The following is a 14,573-nucleotide window of genomic DNA, read 5'->3' as shown; positions in this document are numbered from 1 at the left end:
CTGTTCACCAAATTTTTGCAAGTCTATTTTGCCGGCAGGTCTACCCGGAAGGAATTTGTCATGCAGAACCTGACCCACTATATCAACGGCGAGAATGTAGAAGGTACATCTGGCCGTTTCGCCGACGTGTTCAACCCCGCCACCGGCGAGGTTCAGGCCCATTGCCCGATGGCCAGTGTTGCCGAAACCGAAGCTGCGATTGCCGATGCCGCTGCTGCTCAACCAAAATGGGGTGCAACGAATCCCCAGAAACGTGCTCGCGTGATGATGGCAATGGTTGGCTTGATGAACCGCGACATGGACAAACTTGCCGAAGCGCTGAGCCGCGAGCACGGCAAAACCATCCCCGATGCCAAGGGTGACCTTCAGCGTGGCCTGGAAGTGATCGAGTACTGCATCGGCGCACCGCAGATGCTGAAGGGTGAGTTTACCGACAGCGCAGGTCCCGGCATTGACATGTATTCGATGCGCCAGCCTCTAGGTGTTGTCGCCTCGATCATGCCGTTCAACTTCCCAGCCATGATGCCTCTGTGGCATGTCGGCCCGGCTTTGGCCTGCGGCAACGCGGTGGTACTGAAACCGTCCGAGCGCGATCCTTCCGTGCCGCTGATGCTGGCAGAACTGTTCGTCGAAGCTGGCCTTCCCAAGGGCGTATTCCAGGTCGTGAACGGCGATAAGGAAGCGGTCGACACTCTGCTTGACAGCGAAATCATTCAAGGCGTCAGCTTTGTCGGTTCAACACCGATCGCGCACTATATCTATTCCCGCGCAACCGCCAACGGGAAGCGTGCACAATGCTTTGGCGGTGCGAAGAACCATATGATCATCATGCCGGATGCCGATCTGGATCAAGCCGCCGACGCGCTGGTCGGAGCTGGTTTCGGAGCAGCTGGCGAACGCTGCATGGCAATTTCGGTTGCTGTACCCGTAGGCGAAGAGACCGCCGACGCGTTGATCGAGAAACTGATCCCGCGTGTCGAGAAACTGAAGGTTGGCCCCTACACCGCCGGGGACGATGTTGATATGGGACCGGTCGTAACCGGTGCCGCCAAAGAGCGTATTCTTGGCCTGATTAACTCGGGTGTTGAACAAGGTGCAAAGCTGGTTGTCGACAACCGCGATTTCAGCTTGCAGGGATATGAAGACGGCTTCTTTGTTGGCCCGCACCTCTTCGACCATGTCACACCCGACATGGACATATACACCCAAGAAATCTTTGGCCCAGTTCTGTCTACCGTTCGCGCAGGTTCGTATGAAGAAGCGCTGAAGTTGGCGATGGACCATGAATATGGCAATGGTACCGCGATCTACACCCGCGATGGCGATACCGCGCGTGACTTTGCGAGCCGTGTCAACATCGGCATGGTCGGCGTCAACGTTCCGATCCCGGTTCCGCTGGCCTATCACACCTTTGGTGGTTGGAAAAAGTCCATGTTTGGTGACCTGAACCAGCACGGCCCAGACAGCTTCAAGTTCTACACCCGCACCAAAACCGTGACTTCGCGCTGGCCGTCGGGCATCAAAGAAGGTGGCGAGTTCAACTTCAAAGCGATGGACTGATCTGCATCCGCAAAACTGCCTACCACCAATACCGGCCCCCAACGGGCCGGTATTTTTTGGCGAAGTATTGCCACAGTGGATAAGAAAATCCGGGCTTCACGATAAATTCACAGCTCTGCCACTGGAAAAGCAACTAAGCCGACAATAGTTTGTTGCCAATTTCCTAGTTTCGAGCAGTACGAATACCGGAGGCCGCTTTGTCAAATCCGTACATGACCCGCCGCTCTGCCCTGTTGGGCGCAGCTTCTCTTTTGGCGACGCCCGCCTTGGTGCGCGCTCAAAGCTCTGATGCCTTCCCGGTGGATGAAGAGGCCATCAGCACGCAATTGCCAGTACGCCGCAATGTATCATCGTTCTCACAGCAGAACTGGCAGGATCACTTCGATGAGCTGGGTGTCGGCTGCCTGCTGGCCGATATCACCAGCCGAGCAGTGCATTACTGGGGACCGGACGGAACGTATAAGCTGTACCCCAGCTCAGTTCCGATGAGCGAAGAGCTTACCAAGCGCGGCTATACCGAGGTCAAGCGCAAGACTGAAAATCCAAGCTGGACTCCAACCGCGTCTATGCGTGAACGTGATCCGTCCCTGCCCGTACGCATGGAAGGTGGCGATCCCGGCAACCCGTTGGGGACTCGCGCCATGTATCTGGGCTGGCCCGCTTATCTGGTGCATGGCACCCATGACACGCGCAAGATTGGCCGCCAAAGCTCGTCAGGGTGTATCGGCCTTTACAACCAGCACGTTGAGGAACTGTACCCTCTGGTCCAGGTTGGAACTCAGGTCAGATTGGTTTGACAAAAAAGCCCCGGCCAACAGGACCGGGGCTTTCTACTTAGCGGGGTCGTTATTCCGGCAGGATCACCGCATCGATTACATGAATCACGCCATTGCTGGCTTCGATGTCGGCCTGCACAACTTTGGCATCATTGACCTTGACGCCTTTTTTGGCGTTCACGCTCAGCTGGTCGCCCTGTACCGTGCGAACCTTGGCGCGTTTGCCGGCAATATCACCTGACATCACCTTGGCCGGGACTACGTGATAGGTCAAAATCTCGACCAGTTGATCCTTATTTTCCGGCAACAGCAGCGTTTCAACCGTGCCTTCAGGCAACGCGGCAAAAGCTTCGTCTGTGGGTGCAAAAACGGTGAACGGTCCATCACCTTTTAACGTGTCAACCAGACCTGCGGCCTGCACAGCGGCGACCAGAGTGTTGAACGATCCGGCCGAAACGGCGGTGTCCACGATGTCGGCAGCTTGTGCCTTGACGGGCAGTGCAAGTGCAAGTGCGGCGGCGGCGCCCATGAATGTGCGGCGAAACATGGCTGTTATCTCCTCTCCAGCTTGTTATGAAAAGGGTTACGGAGGTTCAGCCAGCCCGGATCACTTTTCTTTGATTTGAACCCAGATACTCTGCGCGCGCCCGTCTTTGAGAAACGGCAATGCTTCAACCGCATCAGGACGATCCTGTTGCAGGAAGTACCCCGGCCAAAGCAATGAATACGCGCCAGATTGCAACAAAGCATGTAGGATGTACTGCTCTCCCCATCCGGGGCAATCATAGAAGAACCGCTTGGGGTACTCGAAGGGCAGAAAAACATCATGTACGTGAATCACCACACCCGGCTTTAGCGCGGGAATGATGCGGCAGAACAGATGTGCCACGTCGTTGCTCATCCGTACGACGTGGCTGGAATCGATGAACAGAACGTCACCTGCTTCAAGCTGATCGAACAGCGCCGGATCGACCTCTTCCAGCCGCTTCTGTTCAAAGTGATCGACGACATGCGCGATATCCGCCCGTGGATACGGATCAATCGCAATGATCTGCGTATCAAAACCGCCGTCGATGACGGCCTGCCGGGTGACGCGGGTTGAATTGCCGCAGCCGACCTCAATCACGCGTTTGGGTGCGAACCGCCGGACCATCAGGTACAAGGCGTCAGCATCTGGGCTGTCGTAATATCCATTGCCCTGGCGATAGCCGGTTTGATTGCGCGCAGGGTCTTTCAACGCCTCCAGTGCGGCAGCGTGCTGACCATATTCTGCAACCAGCTCGGTGATATCAAATCCCTCCATCCCCGGCGACAAGGCATAGGCCGGGCGGGTCAATCCGCCTGCCCTTTCAAACGCCTCAAGCCGCGCACGCTCGTCCAGTTCTGTGACCTTATCGACGAGCTTCACCCCCAACTCATCAAGGGCTGCATTGATCTGTGGGAATTTTCTGGGTTTCACGGACGGCTCCAATTTGCGGTTCGCGTGTTCCATACCCGTGCGGGCCGGGCTTGTGCAAGATGAGCCACCCCAAACGCTTGGCAAAACAGAAATTTCCGTATTCACTGGTCGGATTAGTAGTACGAGGGTCGCCATGCAGCAGGAATTCACGCTGGGCATAGAAGAAGAGTATCTGCTGGTCGATCGCGACAGCTTTCAACTTGCCCAAGCGCCCACGGCACTGATGGAAGCCTGTCAGGCGGATTTCGAAGGACAAGTTAGCCCCGAATTCCTGCAATGCCAGATTGAGGTCGGCACCCGGCCCCATTCGACGATCAAATCGGCCCGAGAAGATTTGAAACGCCTGCGCTCATGCGTTGCGGATCGGGCGGCTGAATACAACCTCGCGCCAATTGCCGTGTCCTGCCACCCGTTTGCCGACTGGAAGAAACAGCACCATACCCGCAAGGATCGCTATGACGCGCTGCAACATGCCCTTGGTGGCGTTGCCCGACGCATGTTGATCTGCGGGATGCACGTTCATGTCGGTGTCGAAGACCCTGCCCTGCGGGCCGACCTGATGCCTCAGCTGTCCTACTTCCTGCCACATCTGTTGGCCCTGTCGACGTCGTCTCCCTATTGGAACGGAGAGGATACTGGCCTTTCCTCCTACCGCCTGACCGTGTTTGACAACCTGCCACGCACAGGGTTGCCACCGGTTCTGGCCAGTTGGTCGGATTATGAACGCACCACCGGCATTCTGGTCGAGTTGGGCGTGATCGAGGACACGACAAAGATTTGGTGGGACCTGCGCCCGTCACACCGATTTCCAACTCTGGAAACACGGATCATGGATGTGCAACCACGGTTGGAGCACACATTGTCGCTGGCCGCCCTGGCCCAAGCGCTGACCCGCATGCTGTGCCGCCTGAAGGATCGCAATCTGCGTTGGCGGCATTACGATCAGTTCCTGATCAGTGAAAACCGTTGGCGCGCTCAGCGCTATGGCGTGGGCGAAGGCTTGATCGACTTTGGCGACCGTTCCATCAAACCCATGCCCGAGCTGATGGGTGAACTGATGGGAATGCTGGCCGAAGACGCCGAGGCACTGGGCACCATGACCGAGCTGGCGCGCCTGCAGCAAATCGCACAGACCGGCACGTCGGCCACCCGACAGCGCCGCGTCCATGCCGAAGCTGCAGCACGCGGCGATGATCCCGGCAAAGCCGTCGTGCAGCACCTGATCGAAGAATTTCATCACGATCTTTAGTGCCCCTGCCGATTGCTGGCCGTGCAAAATTTCTGTAAGAATTCGGAAATAAACAGTCGTTCAATTCATTCGGCAGCGTGGGAGGCAAGCCTTGGATTTCGCACTGACAGAAGAGCAAACCGCAATCTTCGACATGGCGTATGATTTCGGGCAGGACAACATCGCCCCTAACGCACGCCAGTGGGAGGCTGACGGAACCATCCCCAAAGACCTTTGGCCGCAAATTGGCGAGTTGGGGTTCGGCGGTCTTTATGTCTCGGAAGACGGCGGCGGGTCCGGCCTTACACGTCTGGACGCGACATTGGTGTTCGAAGCGCTGTCAATGGCTTGCCCTTCCGTCGCGGCCTTTCTGTCGATCCACAACATGTGCGCCAAAATGTTGGACAGTTTCGGAAGCGACGATCTGAAATCCCGCATCATGCCGGATGTGCTAAGCCTCAATACCATCCTCAGCTATTGCCTGACGGAACCCGGATCAGGCTCGGACGCGGCTGCACTGAAAACCCGCGCGGATCGCACGAATGAGGGGTATACGCTGAACGGCACCAAGGCCTTTATCTCGGGTGGTGGTTATTCTGATGCCTATGTCTGCATGGTGCGCACCGGCCAGGATGGGCCAAAGGGCATTTCAACGGTTTATGTCGCGGACGGCACGCCGGGCCTCAGCTTTGGCGCGCTGGAACAGAAGATGGGTTGGAAAAGCCAGCCGACAGCGCAGGTGCAATTCGATGACTGCCACATCCCGGCCGGAAATCTGGTGGGCACCGAAGGGGATGGGTTTAAATATGCGATGAAGGGTCTGGATGGCGGGCGGCTCAATATCGCCTCTTGTTCCCTGGGGGCTGCCCAGTCCGGGCTCAACATGACCTTGCAATACATGTCTGAACGCAAGGCATTCGGCCAATCGATCGACCAGTTTCAGGCGCTACAATTCCGGCTGGCGGATATGGAGATCGAACTGCAGGCCGCCCGTACCTTCCTGCGGCAGGCCGCCTGGAAGCTGGATCAGGGCACGCCCGATGCCACCAAGTTTTGCGCCATGGCCAAGAAATTTGTGACCGAGACTGGATCGAAAGTTGTCGACCAATGCCTGCAATTGCATGGTGGCTATGGTTATCTGGCCGATTATGGCATCGAAAAACTGGTGCGCGATCTGCGCGTTCACCAGATTCTGGAAGGCACCAATGAAATCATGCGGGTCATTGTCGCCCGTCAAATGCTTGCCGAACACTGAGGAACACATGCCAGACATCGACATCCGCATCACTGGTCGCGCCGGGCGCATCACACTGACCCGACCAAAGGCCCTGAACGCGATGACCTATGATATGTGCATGGCCATCGACACGGCCCTGCGCAACTGGCGCGAAGATGATGCCGTGGATCTGGTCATCATGGACGCCGAAGGCGACAAGGCCTTTTGTGCGGGCGGCGATATCGCCGACCTTTACGCGTCAGGCAGCAAGGGGGATTTCGATTATGGACGTACCTTCTGGCGCGATGAATACCGCCTGAATGCGCTGATCTTCGAATACCCCAAACCGGTCATCAGCTTTCTGCAGGGTTTCACCATGGGCGGTGGCGTGGGCATTGGATGCCATGGCAGCCACCGGATCGTTGGAGAAAGCTCGAAGATTGCTCTGCCGGAGTGTTCGATTGGGCTTTTGCCGGATGTGGGCAGCACATTGATGCTGGCGCTGGCCCCCGGTCGTCTAGGCGAATACCTGGGCACAACCGGTCATCGCATGGGCCCCGGAGACGCTGTCTTTGCGGGTTTTGCCGACCACTTCATCCCGATATCGGATTGGTCCGCCTTAATCGAGATGCTCGAGGCCTCGGGTGATGCCGAACTGATTGCAAAACACTCCACGCCACCGCCCGAAAGCACGTTGGAACAACAGCACTCCGTTATCGAAGCCCTATTCGCCGGGGAAAGCCTGGGCGATGTCCTGAACGCATTGACCCATTCCAGCGACGCAATCGCTGCGGACGCGCTGACGCTGATGGGCCGCAATTCGCCGCTGTCGATGGCTTGTACGATCGAAGCGCTGCATCGCCTACGGGGGCCCAGCCTGACGCTGCGGAAGGCGTTGGAACTGGAATACCGCTATACGTTCCGCGCGATGGAGCATGGCGACTTTCTGGAAGGAATTCGCGCTCAGATCATCGACAAGGACCGTAATCCACAATGGCGGTTTGCCGACCAATCCGTACCAGCGGTGGCGGTGTCGAAAATGCTGCAGCCACTGGGCAAAGACATGCTGACATTTGAGGAGGTTTGAGAGATGAAAATCGGGTTTATCGGTCTGGGCAACATGGGCAATCCAATGGCCGCCAATCTGGCAAAGGCCGGGCATGAGGTAACTGGTTTTGACATGGCCGAGGTCAGTGTCGCTGGTGTCGCCATGACCGGTTCGGGAGCCGAAGCTGCCGCAAACGCCGATATCGTCATCACCATGCTGCCAAACGGAAAAATCTTGCGCGCTGTCGGGGATGAGATCATCCCTGCAATGCAATCCGGCTCTGTGTGGATAGATTGTTCAACCGTCGATGTCGACAGCGCCCGCGCTGTCGCGGATCAGGCAAAACAGGCTGGAATTCTGGCGGTAGATGCCCCTGTTTCGGGTGGGATCGGCGGCGCAGCGGCTGGTACTTTGACTTTCATGGCAGGTGGCAGCGATGCCGCATTTGCGAAAGCCGCGCCGCTGTTCGATATCATGGGTCAAAAAGCCGTTCATTGCGGTGAATCCGGCGCCGGTCAGGCTGCCAAGATCTGCAATAACATGATCCTCGGTGTCACCATGATTGCCACGTGCGAAGCTTTTGCCCTGGCAGATAAACTGGGCCTGGACAGGCAAAAGATGTTTGATGTGGTCAGCACATCCTCGGGCTATAGCTGGACCATGAACGCCTATTGTCCCGCGCCTGGCGTGGGGCCGGAAAGCCCAGCAGACAACAATTACCAACCCGGTTTCGCCGCTGAATTGATGCTGAAAGACCTGCGTCTAAGCCAACAGGCCGCCGAAAGCTCGGATGCCGATACGCCGATGGGTCAGGCCGCAACCGCGCTTTATGAACAGTTCGTTGAGTCTGAGGGGGGATTGGGCATGGACTTCTCGGCCATGCTGCCGCGGTTCGAAAAGCGCGGTCGTAGTTAGGCGCGCTGCGTGGGCGGCTTCTTGCCCACGGGGTTGACCATACAGGAACCAACGGCCATTTGTCTTTAACTACGGCATGTTTGCAGAGGGAAGTTAGATGTCGCGAGTCTTAACTATTTCCACGTCAATCCTCGCGCTCGCGCTCAGCGCTGGGTTTGCCGACGCCGGGAACGGCAAAGGGAAAGCCGGGCATTGCCCTCCTGGACTGGCCAAGAAAGCCGTTCCGTGTGTGCCGCCGGGTCAGGTTAAGAACCTCTATCGCACGGGCGACTACATCAACCGCGACTATCGCTGGATCAACGACCCGTATCGCTATGGGCTGAACCGTGGCAGCTACATCCGCGCAGGTGACTATGTCTATCGCGTCGATCCTGATACACGAAAAGTGCTGAACCTGATCGGTGCGATGGCTGACATCCTCAACTGAGGATCAGCCCCCTATTCCGCAGCAACACGCGCGCCCTCAAGCATCTGCTTCAGATACCGCCCCGTATGGCTGCGTTCCACTGCAGCCACATCCTCGGGCGTGCCGGTCGCGACGATTTCACCACCACCATCGCCACCTTCGGGGCCGATATCAATGATGTGGTCGGCGGTTTTCACAACGTCCAGGTTGTGTTCGATCACCACAACCGTATTGCCCTGATCGACCAGTTCATGCAGCACTTCCAACAGCTTACGGACGTCTTCGAAATGAAGACCGGTGGTCGGCTCGTCCAGGATATACAAAGTCCGCCCGGTTGAACGCTTGGACAACTCCTTTGACAGCTTCACCCGCTGCGCCTCACCACCAGACAGCGTAGTCGCCTGCTGACCGACCTTGATATAGCCAAGCCCGACTCGTGCCAGCGCATCCATCTTGTCGCGGATCGAGGGCACGGCCTTAAAGAACTCTTGCGCATCTTCCACTGTCATATCAAGAACATCGGCGATGGACTTACCCTTGAACTTGATCTCAAGCGTTTCGCGGTTGTAGCGCGCGCCCTTGCAGGTTTCGCAGGTTACGTAAACATCGGGCAGAAAGTGCATCTCGATCTTAATGACGCCGTCACCTTGACAGGCCTCGCACCGGCCGCCCTTGACGTTAAAGCTGAACCGACCCGGCTTGTAACCACGCGCCTTGGCTTCGGGTAAACCGGCGAACCAGTCGCGGATCGGGGTGAAGGCCCCAGTGTAAGTTGCTGGATTCGAACGCGGAGTCCGCCCGATAGGCCGCTGGTCGATGTCGATGACCTTATCCAGATGTTCCAGTCCCTTGATTGTCTCACAGGGTGCCGGGGTCTGACGCGCACCGTTCAGACGCATCGAAGCGGTTTTAAACAACGTCTCAATCGTCAATGTCGATTTGCCACCGCCCGACACTCCGGTCACGCAGACAAACTTACCCAGCGGGAAATCGGCGGTGACGTTCTTCAGGTTGTTGCCCGTCGCCTTAACCACCGAGACCTTTTTCTTATTCCCCTTGCGCCGTTCTGTTGGAACGGCAATTTCCCGTGTGCCTGCCAAATACTGACCGGTCATAGAGGCTGCATCTGAAGCGATCTGTTCAGGTGTTCCCTTACTGACCACCTGTCCGCCATGAACACCGGCTCCAGGTCCTATATCAAACACATAGTCGGCCTCACGGATTGCCTCTTCGTCATGTTCGACGACGATCACCGTGTTGCCCTGATCGCGCAGGTTCTTGAGCGTGCCCAGAAGGCGGTCGTTGTCCCGCTGGTGCAGCCCGATTGAGGGCTCGTCCAGCACGTACAGAACGCCGGTCAGGCCGGAACCGATCTGGCTGGCCAGACGAATCCGCTGGCTTTCGCCCCCGGACAGTGTTCCACTTGAACGGGACAACGTAAGGTATTCCAAACCCACGTTATTCAAGAAACCCAACCGCTCGCGAATCTCTTTCAGAATCGCCCGCGCGATTTCGTTCTTCTGAACGCTCAGGTGGTTCGGAGCATCCTCGACCCACGCCAGAGCCTCTTTGATCGACATCTGAACAACCTGTCCCACATGCAGACCTGCGATCTTGACGGCCAAAGCCTCGGGGCGCAGGCGATACCCTTCGCAGGACCCACAGGGGCGGTTGTTCTGGTAGCGTTCGAACTCTTCCCGAATCCAGGCGCTGTCGGTCTCGCGATAACGGCGCTCCATATTGGGAATCACGCCCTCGAAACTGCGAGTGACCTGATACACCCGACCGCCTTCGTCATAACGGAACTGGATCTCCTCATCGCCAGACCCGCGCAAAAACACCTGTTGGACCTTTGGCGGCAGGTCTTTCCAAGGCGTATTCTTGTCGAATTCGTAATGCCGCGCGATGGCTTCGATGGTTTGCAGGAAATAGGGCGACTTTCCTTTGCGCCACGGGGCCAAGGCACCATCATAGAGTTTCAGCGTCTGGTCCGGCACTACAAGCCTTTCGTCAAAGAACAGCTCGACCCCCAGGCCATCGCAGTCCGGACAGGCCCCGAACGGCGCGTTGAATGAAAACAGGCGGGGCTCGATCTCGGGGATGGTGAAGCCGCTGACCGGGCACGCAAAATTTTCACTGAAGGTAATCCGCTCAGGATCACCTTCGCGCGGCGCGGTTTCCAGAACCGCGATCCCGTCTGCCAGATCCAGAGCGGTCCGCAGGCTGTCGGCCAGACGCGTTTCCATCCCCTCGCGCACAACCAGTCGGTCGACCACGACATCGATATCGTGGCGGAACTTCTTGTCCAGCGTGGGCGGCTCATCGAGCTCATAGAACTCGCCATCAACTTTCACACGCTGAAAACCCTGTTTGCGCAGTTCGAGGAATTCCTTTTTGTACTCCCCCTTCCGGTCCCGCACAATGGGGGCCAGCAGATAGCCGCGCGTGCCCTCCTCCATCGTCATGATGCGGTCGACCATGTCCTGCACCTGCTGTGCCTCGATGGGCTGCCCAGTAGCCGGACTATAGGGTGTCCCCGCGCGCGCAAATAACAGACGCATATAGTCGTAAATCTCGGTCACCGTCCCAACGGTCGAACGCGGGTTTTTCGACGTGGTTTTCTGTTCAATCGAAATTGCCGGGGAAAGGCCGCTGATATGATCCACATCCGGCTTTTCCATCATGTCCAGGAACTGACGCGCATAAGCCGACAGGCTTTCGACATAGCGACGCTGACCTTCGGCATAAATCGTATCAAAGGCCAAAGACGACTTGCCAGAACCCGACAACCCGGTGATCACCACCAGCTGATCGCGCGGAATATCCACGTCAATGCCCTTGAGGTTATGCTCGCGCGCGCCGCGCACCTCGATATTTTTCAGCTCAGCCATTTTGGCCCCCAACACACAAGTGTCCTAGAAATAGGCGAGCGGCTCCGAGTCTCCAATAGAAAAGTTAGAACAAAGTGTGAACAATCGGATTATTGCCGACATCTCCTGACAGTATGACCCCGATCCGATGCGTGCCCCGGAAGGGGTTGATTGAATATTCGGTATTTCAGGAAAATGGCGCGGTTGACGGGGCTCGAACCCGCGACCCCCGGCGTGACAGGCCGGTACTCTAACCAACTGAGCTACAACCGCGCATTTAGGGTCTATGTGCGATCCATTAACCCGGATCAAAGGCTGGCAGCGATGGCGCGGTTGACGGGGCTCGAACCCGCGACCCCCGGCGTGACAGGCCGGTACTCTAACCAACTGAGCTACAACCGCCCGCTGCCCGTTCGTTGCTGAACGTTGGGGTGTATTATGGCCACGCCCCGGCATCGTCAAGCGGGGTTTTGAAGTTTTTTTAAAGAAGGCAGAAATTGTTTCCGGGCTTCGCGACACACCTTCTTCGTAACCAGACCTTTCCGAAGCTACCGCAAGACCCCAAACACACTTTCTCTAAAATGATTCTTAAATTTGGAAATGTCGAAATATCCAAGGATTTTTCTTTCAAACGATTCCTTCGAAAGGCACTCATAGGTTGTATGCTTTCTGAAAAACCCGAACATAATCCTCGATATATCTGTATCTAGCAAAACGACCTTTTGAGCGGCTTGAAACCCCCGCCATTATTCAGCCACATTGCGTGTGCAAGAGGCGACACTGCCCCCACAAAATCAAAAATACGTGTCGGCAAACTTGCGCAGGCAAGTCTCGAAGTGAAGTATCCCAGCGGATAACAAAATCTCGGGTTACGAGATCGGAAGGAAGCTTAACGCAATCAAAAGTCATGATTTGTGATGACCTATCGGTTGCGTTGTTAATGATGGAAATAGCGGAATGTCAGTTGCAAATCAGAATTACCCGGGCGCCAGCCCAACCGGTCATGAATATGTTGACGGATTGATTTGGGGGACCTCTTGGAACCTTGGCACAAATAACGGAGGACCGGCTGGCACGATTACCTATTCATTCGGGGACTCGTCGGTTCAGGGCTTCGTAGATTTTCTCCCCCATGAAAAACAGGCGTTCCGCCAAGCCCTGGCCGTGATCGAACAATACATCCCGATTGATTTTGTCGAGGTCAATTTCCTATCGCCTCAGGGGACGCCCTATTACGAAAACATCTCGTGGGGTCTAGTTACAACCCAATCCCTTGATGGCGGCCTCGGCGCACACCAAGTGCCCGGAAGCGATCCCATTCTGCAAGGGTTTGGTATCAACACCCTGTTTGGCTGGTTCGCATACGATACTCCTCTGTTCAGCCAATCCGCGCTGGCAAAGGGCGGCGAAGGATTTGCAACCATTGTGCATGAGATCATGCATGGCCTCGGCCTTGCACATCCGCATGACAATGGTGGACAATCAACCGTCTTCGACGGTGTGACACAGGCGTTCGATGACTATGGAACCGATGGTCAGAACCAAGCCGTCTACACGATCATGTCCTATAACTCTGGCTACCCGCAGGTTGTACCGCTGCCTTCGTTCAACTACGGCGGCGTGGCCTCGCCCATGGCACTGGACATCGCCGCACTTCAAGCGATTTATGGAACCAAGTCAAACAATACGGGCAACAACGTCTATTCTTTGAAAGGGTCCAATGCTCCCGGCACCTATTGGGAGGCGATCTGGGATACGGGTGGAACTGATACAATTTCAGCCAGTGGCCTTTGGAAGAGCGTGAGGATCAGCCTGAAGGCTGCTGATCTGGAAGGTCACGATGCTGGGGGAACGCCGTCGCACGCGGCCGGGGTCAGCGGTGGCTTCACGATCGCCAATGGTGTTGTCATTGAAAACGCTGCTGGTGGCCACGCCGGAGACTTCCTTTATGGCAACGACGTTGCAAATCTCATGGTCGGTAATGGTGGCAATGACCTGATTGCAGGCGGAAATGGCAACGACACCATTAAAGGCGGCCAAGGAAACGATTTCTTGATCGGTGGTCAAGGCAACGACACCCTGACCGGCGGCAACGGTTTGGACAACTTCATCATCAAAGACAGCGATGGCAACGACACCATCACAGGTGGCCTTGGGATTGATACCCTCTCGTTCAACGGCTCATCTGCTGCGACCGTGGATCTGTCGGTTACGACCGCTCAGGATACCGGATACGGCATGGATACGATCACCTTGGTCGAAAACGCCGTAGGAACTGCGCAGGACGATCAGCTTACTGGCGATGATCTGGCAAACACCTTTATCGGTAACGATGGAAACGACACGCTTGACGGCCAGAAAGGCGCGGATCTGCTTCAGGGTGGCGTTGGCAAAGATACGATTTCCGGTGGCAATGGTTGGGATACACTGCGTGGTGGCAACGGCTCTGATATCATTGACGGTGGTCTAGGCAATGATGCGATCTTCGGCGGCAAAGGGATCGACACGATCATCGGCGGCGCCGGCGTGGATACGATGACCGGCGGTATCGGAACGGATACGTTTGTTTTCAATGATATCACCGACAGCGGCACCAAAGGGTCTCTGGCCGACAAGATCACGGATTTCATACAAGGCGAAGACAAGATCGATCTGAGCGGTATCGACGCCAGCACGGTTCTTGTTGGCGATGATGCTTTCGTCTTCAACGGCACGACCCCAATCGGATCGTCCGACGAAGGTGAGATCTATTTCGTCAAGCAGGACAACGCTGGCACGGCATTCGACCAGACCCTGGTTTACGTTGACACAGACAATGACAGTGATCCTGAGATGGTCATCAAGCTATCTGGTCTGCATGACCTGACAGCGAACGACTTCATCCTGTAAGGCTGTATGCGAAATCAACAGGCAGCAGGTTTATGCTGCCTGTTTTTTTGTGTCCGCAGCATAGAAAATTTACCCTTCGGGCACCCTTGCAAGCCTGCGGGACACTCTGTATTAGGCGCGCTTATGGGTGATTAGCTCAGTGGTAGAGCGCTTCGTTCACATCGAAGATGTCAGGAGTTCAAATCTCTTATCACCCACCATTCCTC

11 protein-coding genes and 3 tRNA genes are annotated in these 14,573 nt (G+C 56.3%); 9 read left to right on the top strand and 5 right to left on the bottom strand.

Features of this window, described 5'->3' with window-relative positions; translation table 11 throughout:
- Nucleotides 1–60: 60 nt before the first annotated feature.
- Both ACR3EP_RS04460 and ACR3EP_RS04455 read left to right on the top strand, forming a co-directional pair.
- Nucleotides 61–1,560: a CoA-acylating methylmalonate-semialdehyde dehydrogenase gene (locus ACR3EP_RS04460; RefSeq protein WP_480636521.1), complete on the top strand. Its 1,500-nt coding sequence runs from the start codon at nt 61–63 to the stop codon at nt 1,558–1,560.
- A 212-nt stretch (nt 1,561–1,772) separates the two neighbouring features.
- Complete coding sequence (locus ACR3EP_RS04455; protein WP_170349399.1) at nt 1,773–2,357, top strand: L,D-transpeptidase; 585 nt, start codon at nt 1,773–1,775, stop codon at nt 2,355–2,357.
- A 49-nt stretch (nt 2,358–2,406) separates the two neighbouring features.
- Here the strand turns inward: ACR3EP_RS04455 and ACR3EP_RS04450 are convergent, their stop codons facing one another.
- Together ACR3EP_RS04450 and ACR3EP_RS04445 are read right to left on the bottom strand one after the other, a co-directional pair.
- On the bottom strand, nt 2,407–2,883 hold the full coding sequence (locus ACR3EP_RS04450; protein WP_170348579.1) for a fasciclin domain-containing protein: 477 nt from the start codon (nt 2,881–2,883) through the stop codon (nt 2,407–2,409).
- Nucleotides 2,884–2,943: 60 nt separating this feature from the next.
- Nucleotides 2,944–3,795 (bottom strand): class I SAM-dependent methyltransferase, encoded by an 852-nt coding sequence (locus ACR3EP_RS04445; RefSeq protein ID WP_170348578.1) that lies wholly within the window; start codon nt 3,793–3,795, stop codon nt 2,944–2,946.
- A 133-nt stretch (nt 3,796–3,928) separates the two neighbouring features.
- Between ACR3EP_RS04445 and ACR3EP_RS04440 the strand changes: the two genes are divergently transcribed.
- The 5 genes from ACR3EP_RS04440 (at nt 3,929) to ACR3EP_RS04420 (ending at nt 8,629) form a co-directional block, all read left to right on the top strand.
- Nucleotides 3,929–5,044 (top strand): carboxylate-amine ligase, encoded by a 1,116-nt coding sequence (locus ACR3EP_RS04440; RefSeq protein ID WP_170513846.1) that lies wholly within the window; start codon nt 3,929–3,931, stop codon nt 5,042–5,044.
- A gap of 91 nt (nt 5,045–5,135) precedes the next feature.
- The gene (locus ACR3EP_RS04435) at nt 5,136–6,278 is read left to right on the top strand and encodes an acyl-CoA dehydrogenase family protein (RefSeq protein ID WP_480636519.1); all 1,143 of its coding nucleotides are present in this window, start codon (nt 5,136–5,138) and stop codon (nt 6,276–6,278) included.
- Nucleotides 6,279–6,285: 7 nt separating this feature from the next.
- Nucleotides 6,286–7,326 carry an enoyl-CoA hydratase/isomerase family protein gene (locus tag ACR3EP_RS04430; RefSeq protein WP_480636517.1) on the top strand — a complete coding sequence of 347 codons (1,041 nt, stop codon included), beginning with the start codon at nt 6,286–6,288 and terminating at the stop codon, nt 7,324–7,326.
- A 3-nt stretch (nt 7,327–7,329) separates the two neighbouring features.
- A complete protein-coding gene (mmsB, locus tag ACR3EP_RS04425; protein ID WP_170393896.1) occupies nt 7,330–8,202 on the top strand; it encodes a 3-hydroxyisobutyrate dehydrogenase in 873 nt (290 codons plus the stop codon).
- A gap of 97 nt (nt 8,203–8,299) precedes the next feature.
- Nucleotides 8,300–8,629, top strand: coding sequence for a hypothetical protein (locus ACR3EP_RS04420; RefSeq protein WP_480636515.1), 330 nt, complete (start codon nt 8,300–8,302; stop codon nt 8,627–8,629).
- Between the two features lie 11 nt (nt 8,630–8,640).
- Here the strand turns inward: ACR3EP_RS04420 and uvrA are convergent, their stop codons facing one another.
- From uvrA to ACR3EP_RS04405, 3 genes are all read right to left on the bottom strand, one after another.
- Nucleotides 8,641–11,499, bottom strand: coding sequence for an excinuclease ABC subunit UvrA (uvrA, locus tag ACR3EP_RS04415; RefSeq protein WP_170505167.1), 2,859 nt, complete (start codon nt 11,497–11,499; stop codon nt 8,641–8,643).
- A 175-nt stretch (nt 11,500–11,674) separates the two neighbouring features.
- Nucleotides 11,675–11,751: transfer RNA gene (locus ACR3EP_RS04410), tRNA-Asp, on the bottom strand.
- Nucleotides 11,752–11,803: 52 nt separating this feature from the next.
- A tRNA-Asp gene (locus ACR3EP_RS04405) sits at nt 11,804–11,880 on the bottom strand.
- A gap of 555 nt (nt 11,881–12,435) precedes the next feature.
- Between ACR3EP_RS04405 and ACR3EP_RS04400 the strand changes: the two genes are divergently transcribed.
- Nucleotides 12,436–14,367, top strand: coding sequence for a M10 family metallopeptidase (locus tag ACR3EP_RS04400; protein ID WP_480636513.1), 1,932 nt, complete (start codon nt 12,436–12,438; stop codon nt 14,365–14,367).
- Between the two features lie 125 nt (nt 14,368–14,492).
- A tRNA-Val gene (locus ACR3EP_RS04395) sits at nt 14,493–14,567 on the top strand.
- Nucleotides 14,568–14,573 lie beyond the last annotated feature (6 nt).

It is taken from the genome of Ruegeria sp. BB10, from assembly GCF_056535725.1.
Note: the sequence above shows the minus strand (reverse complement) of the source record. Positions and strands in the feature narration are given on the sequence as shown.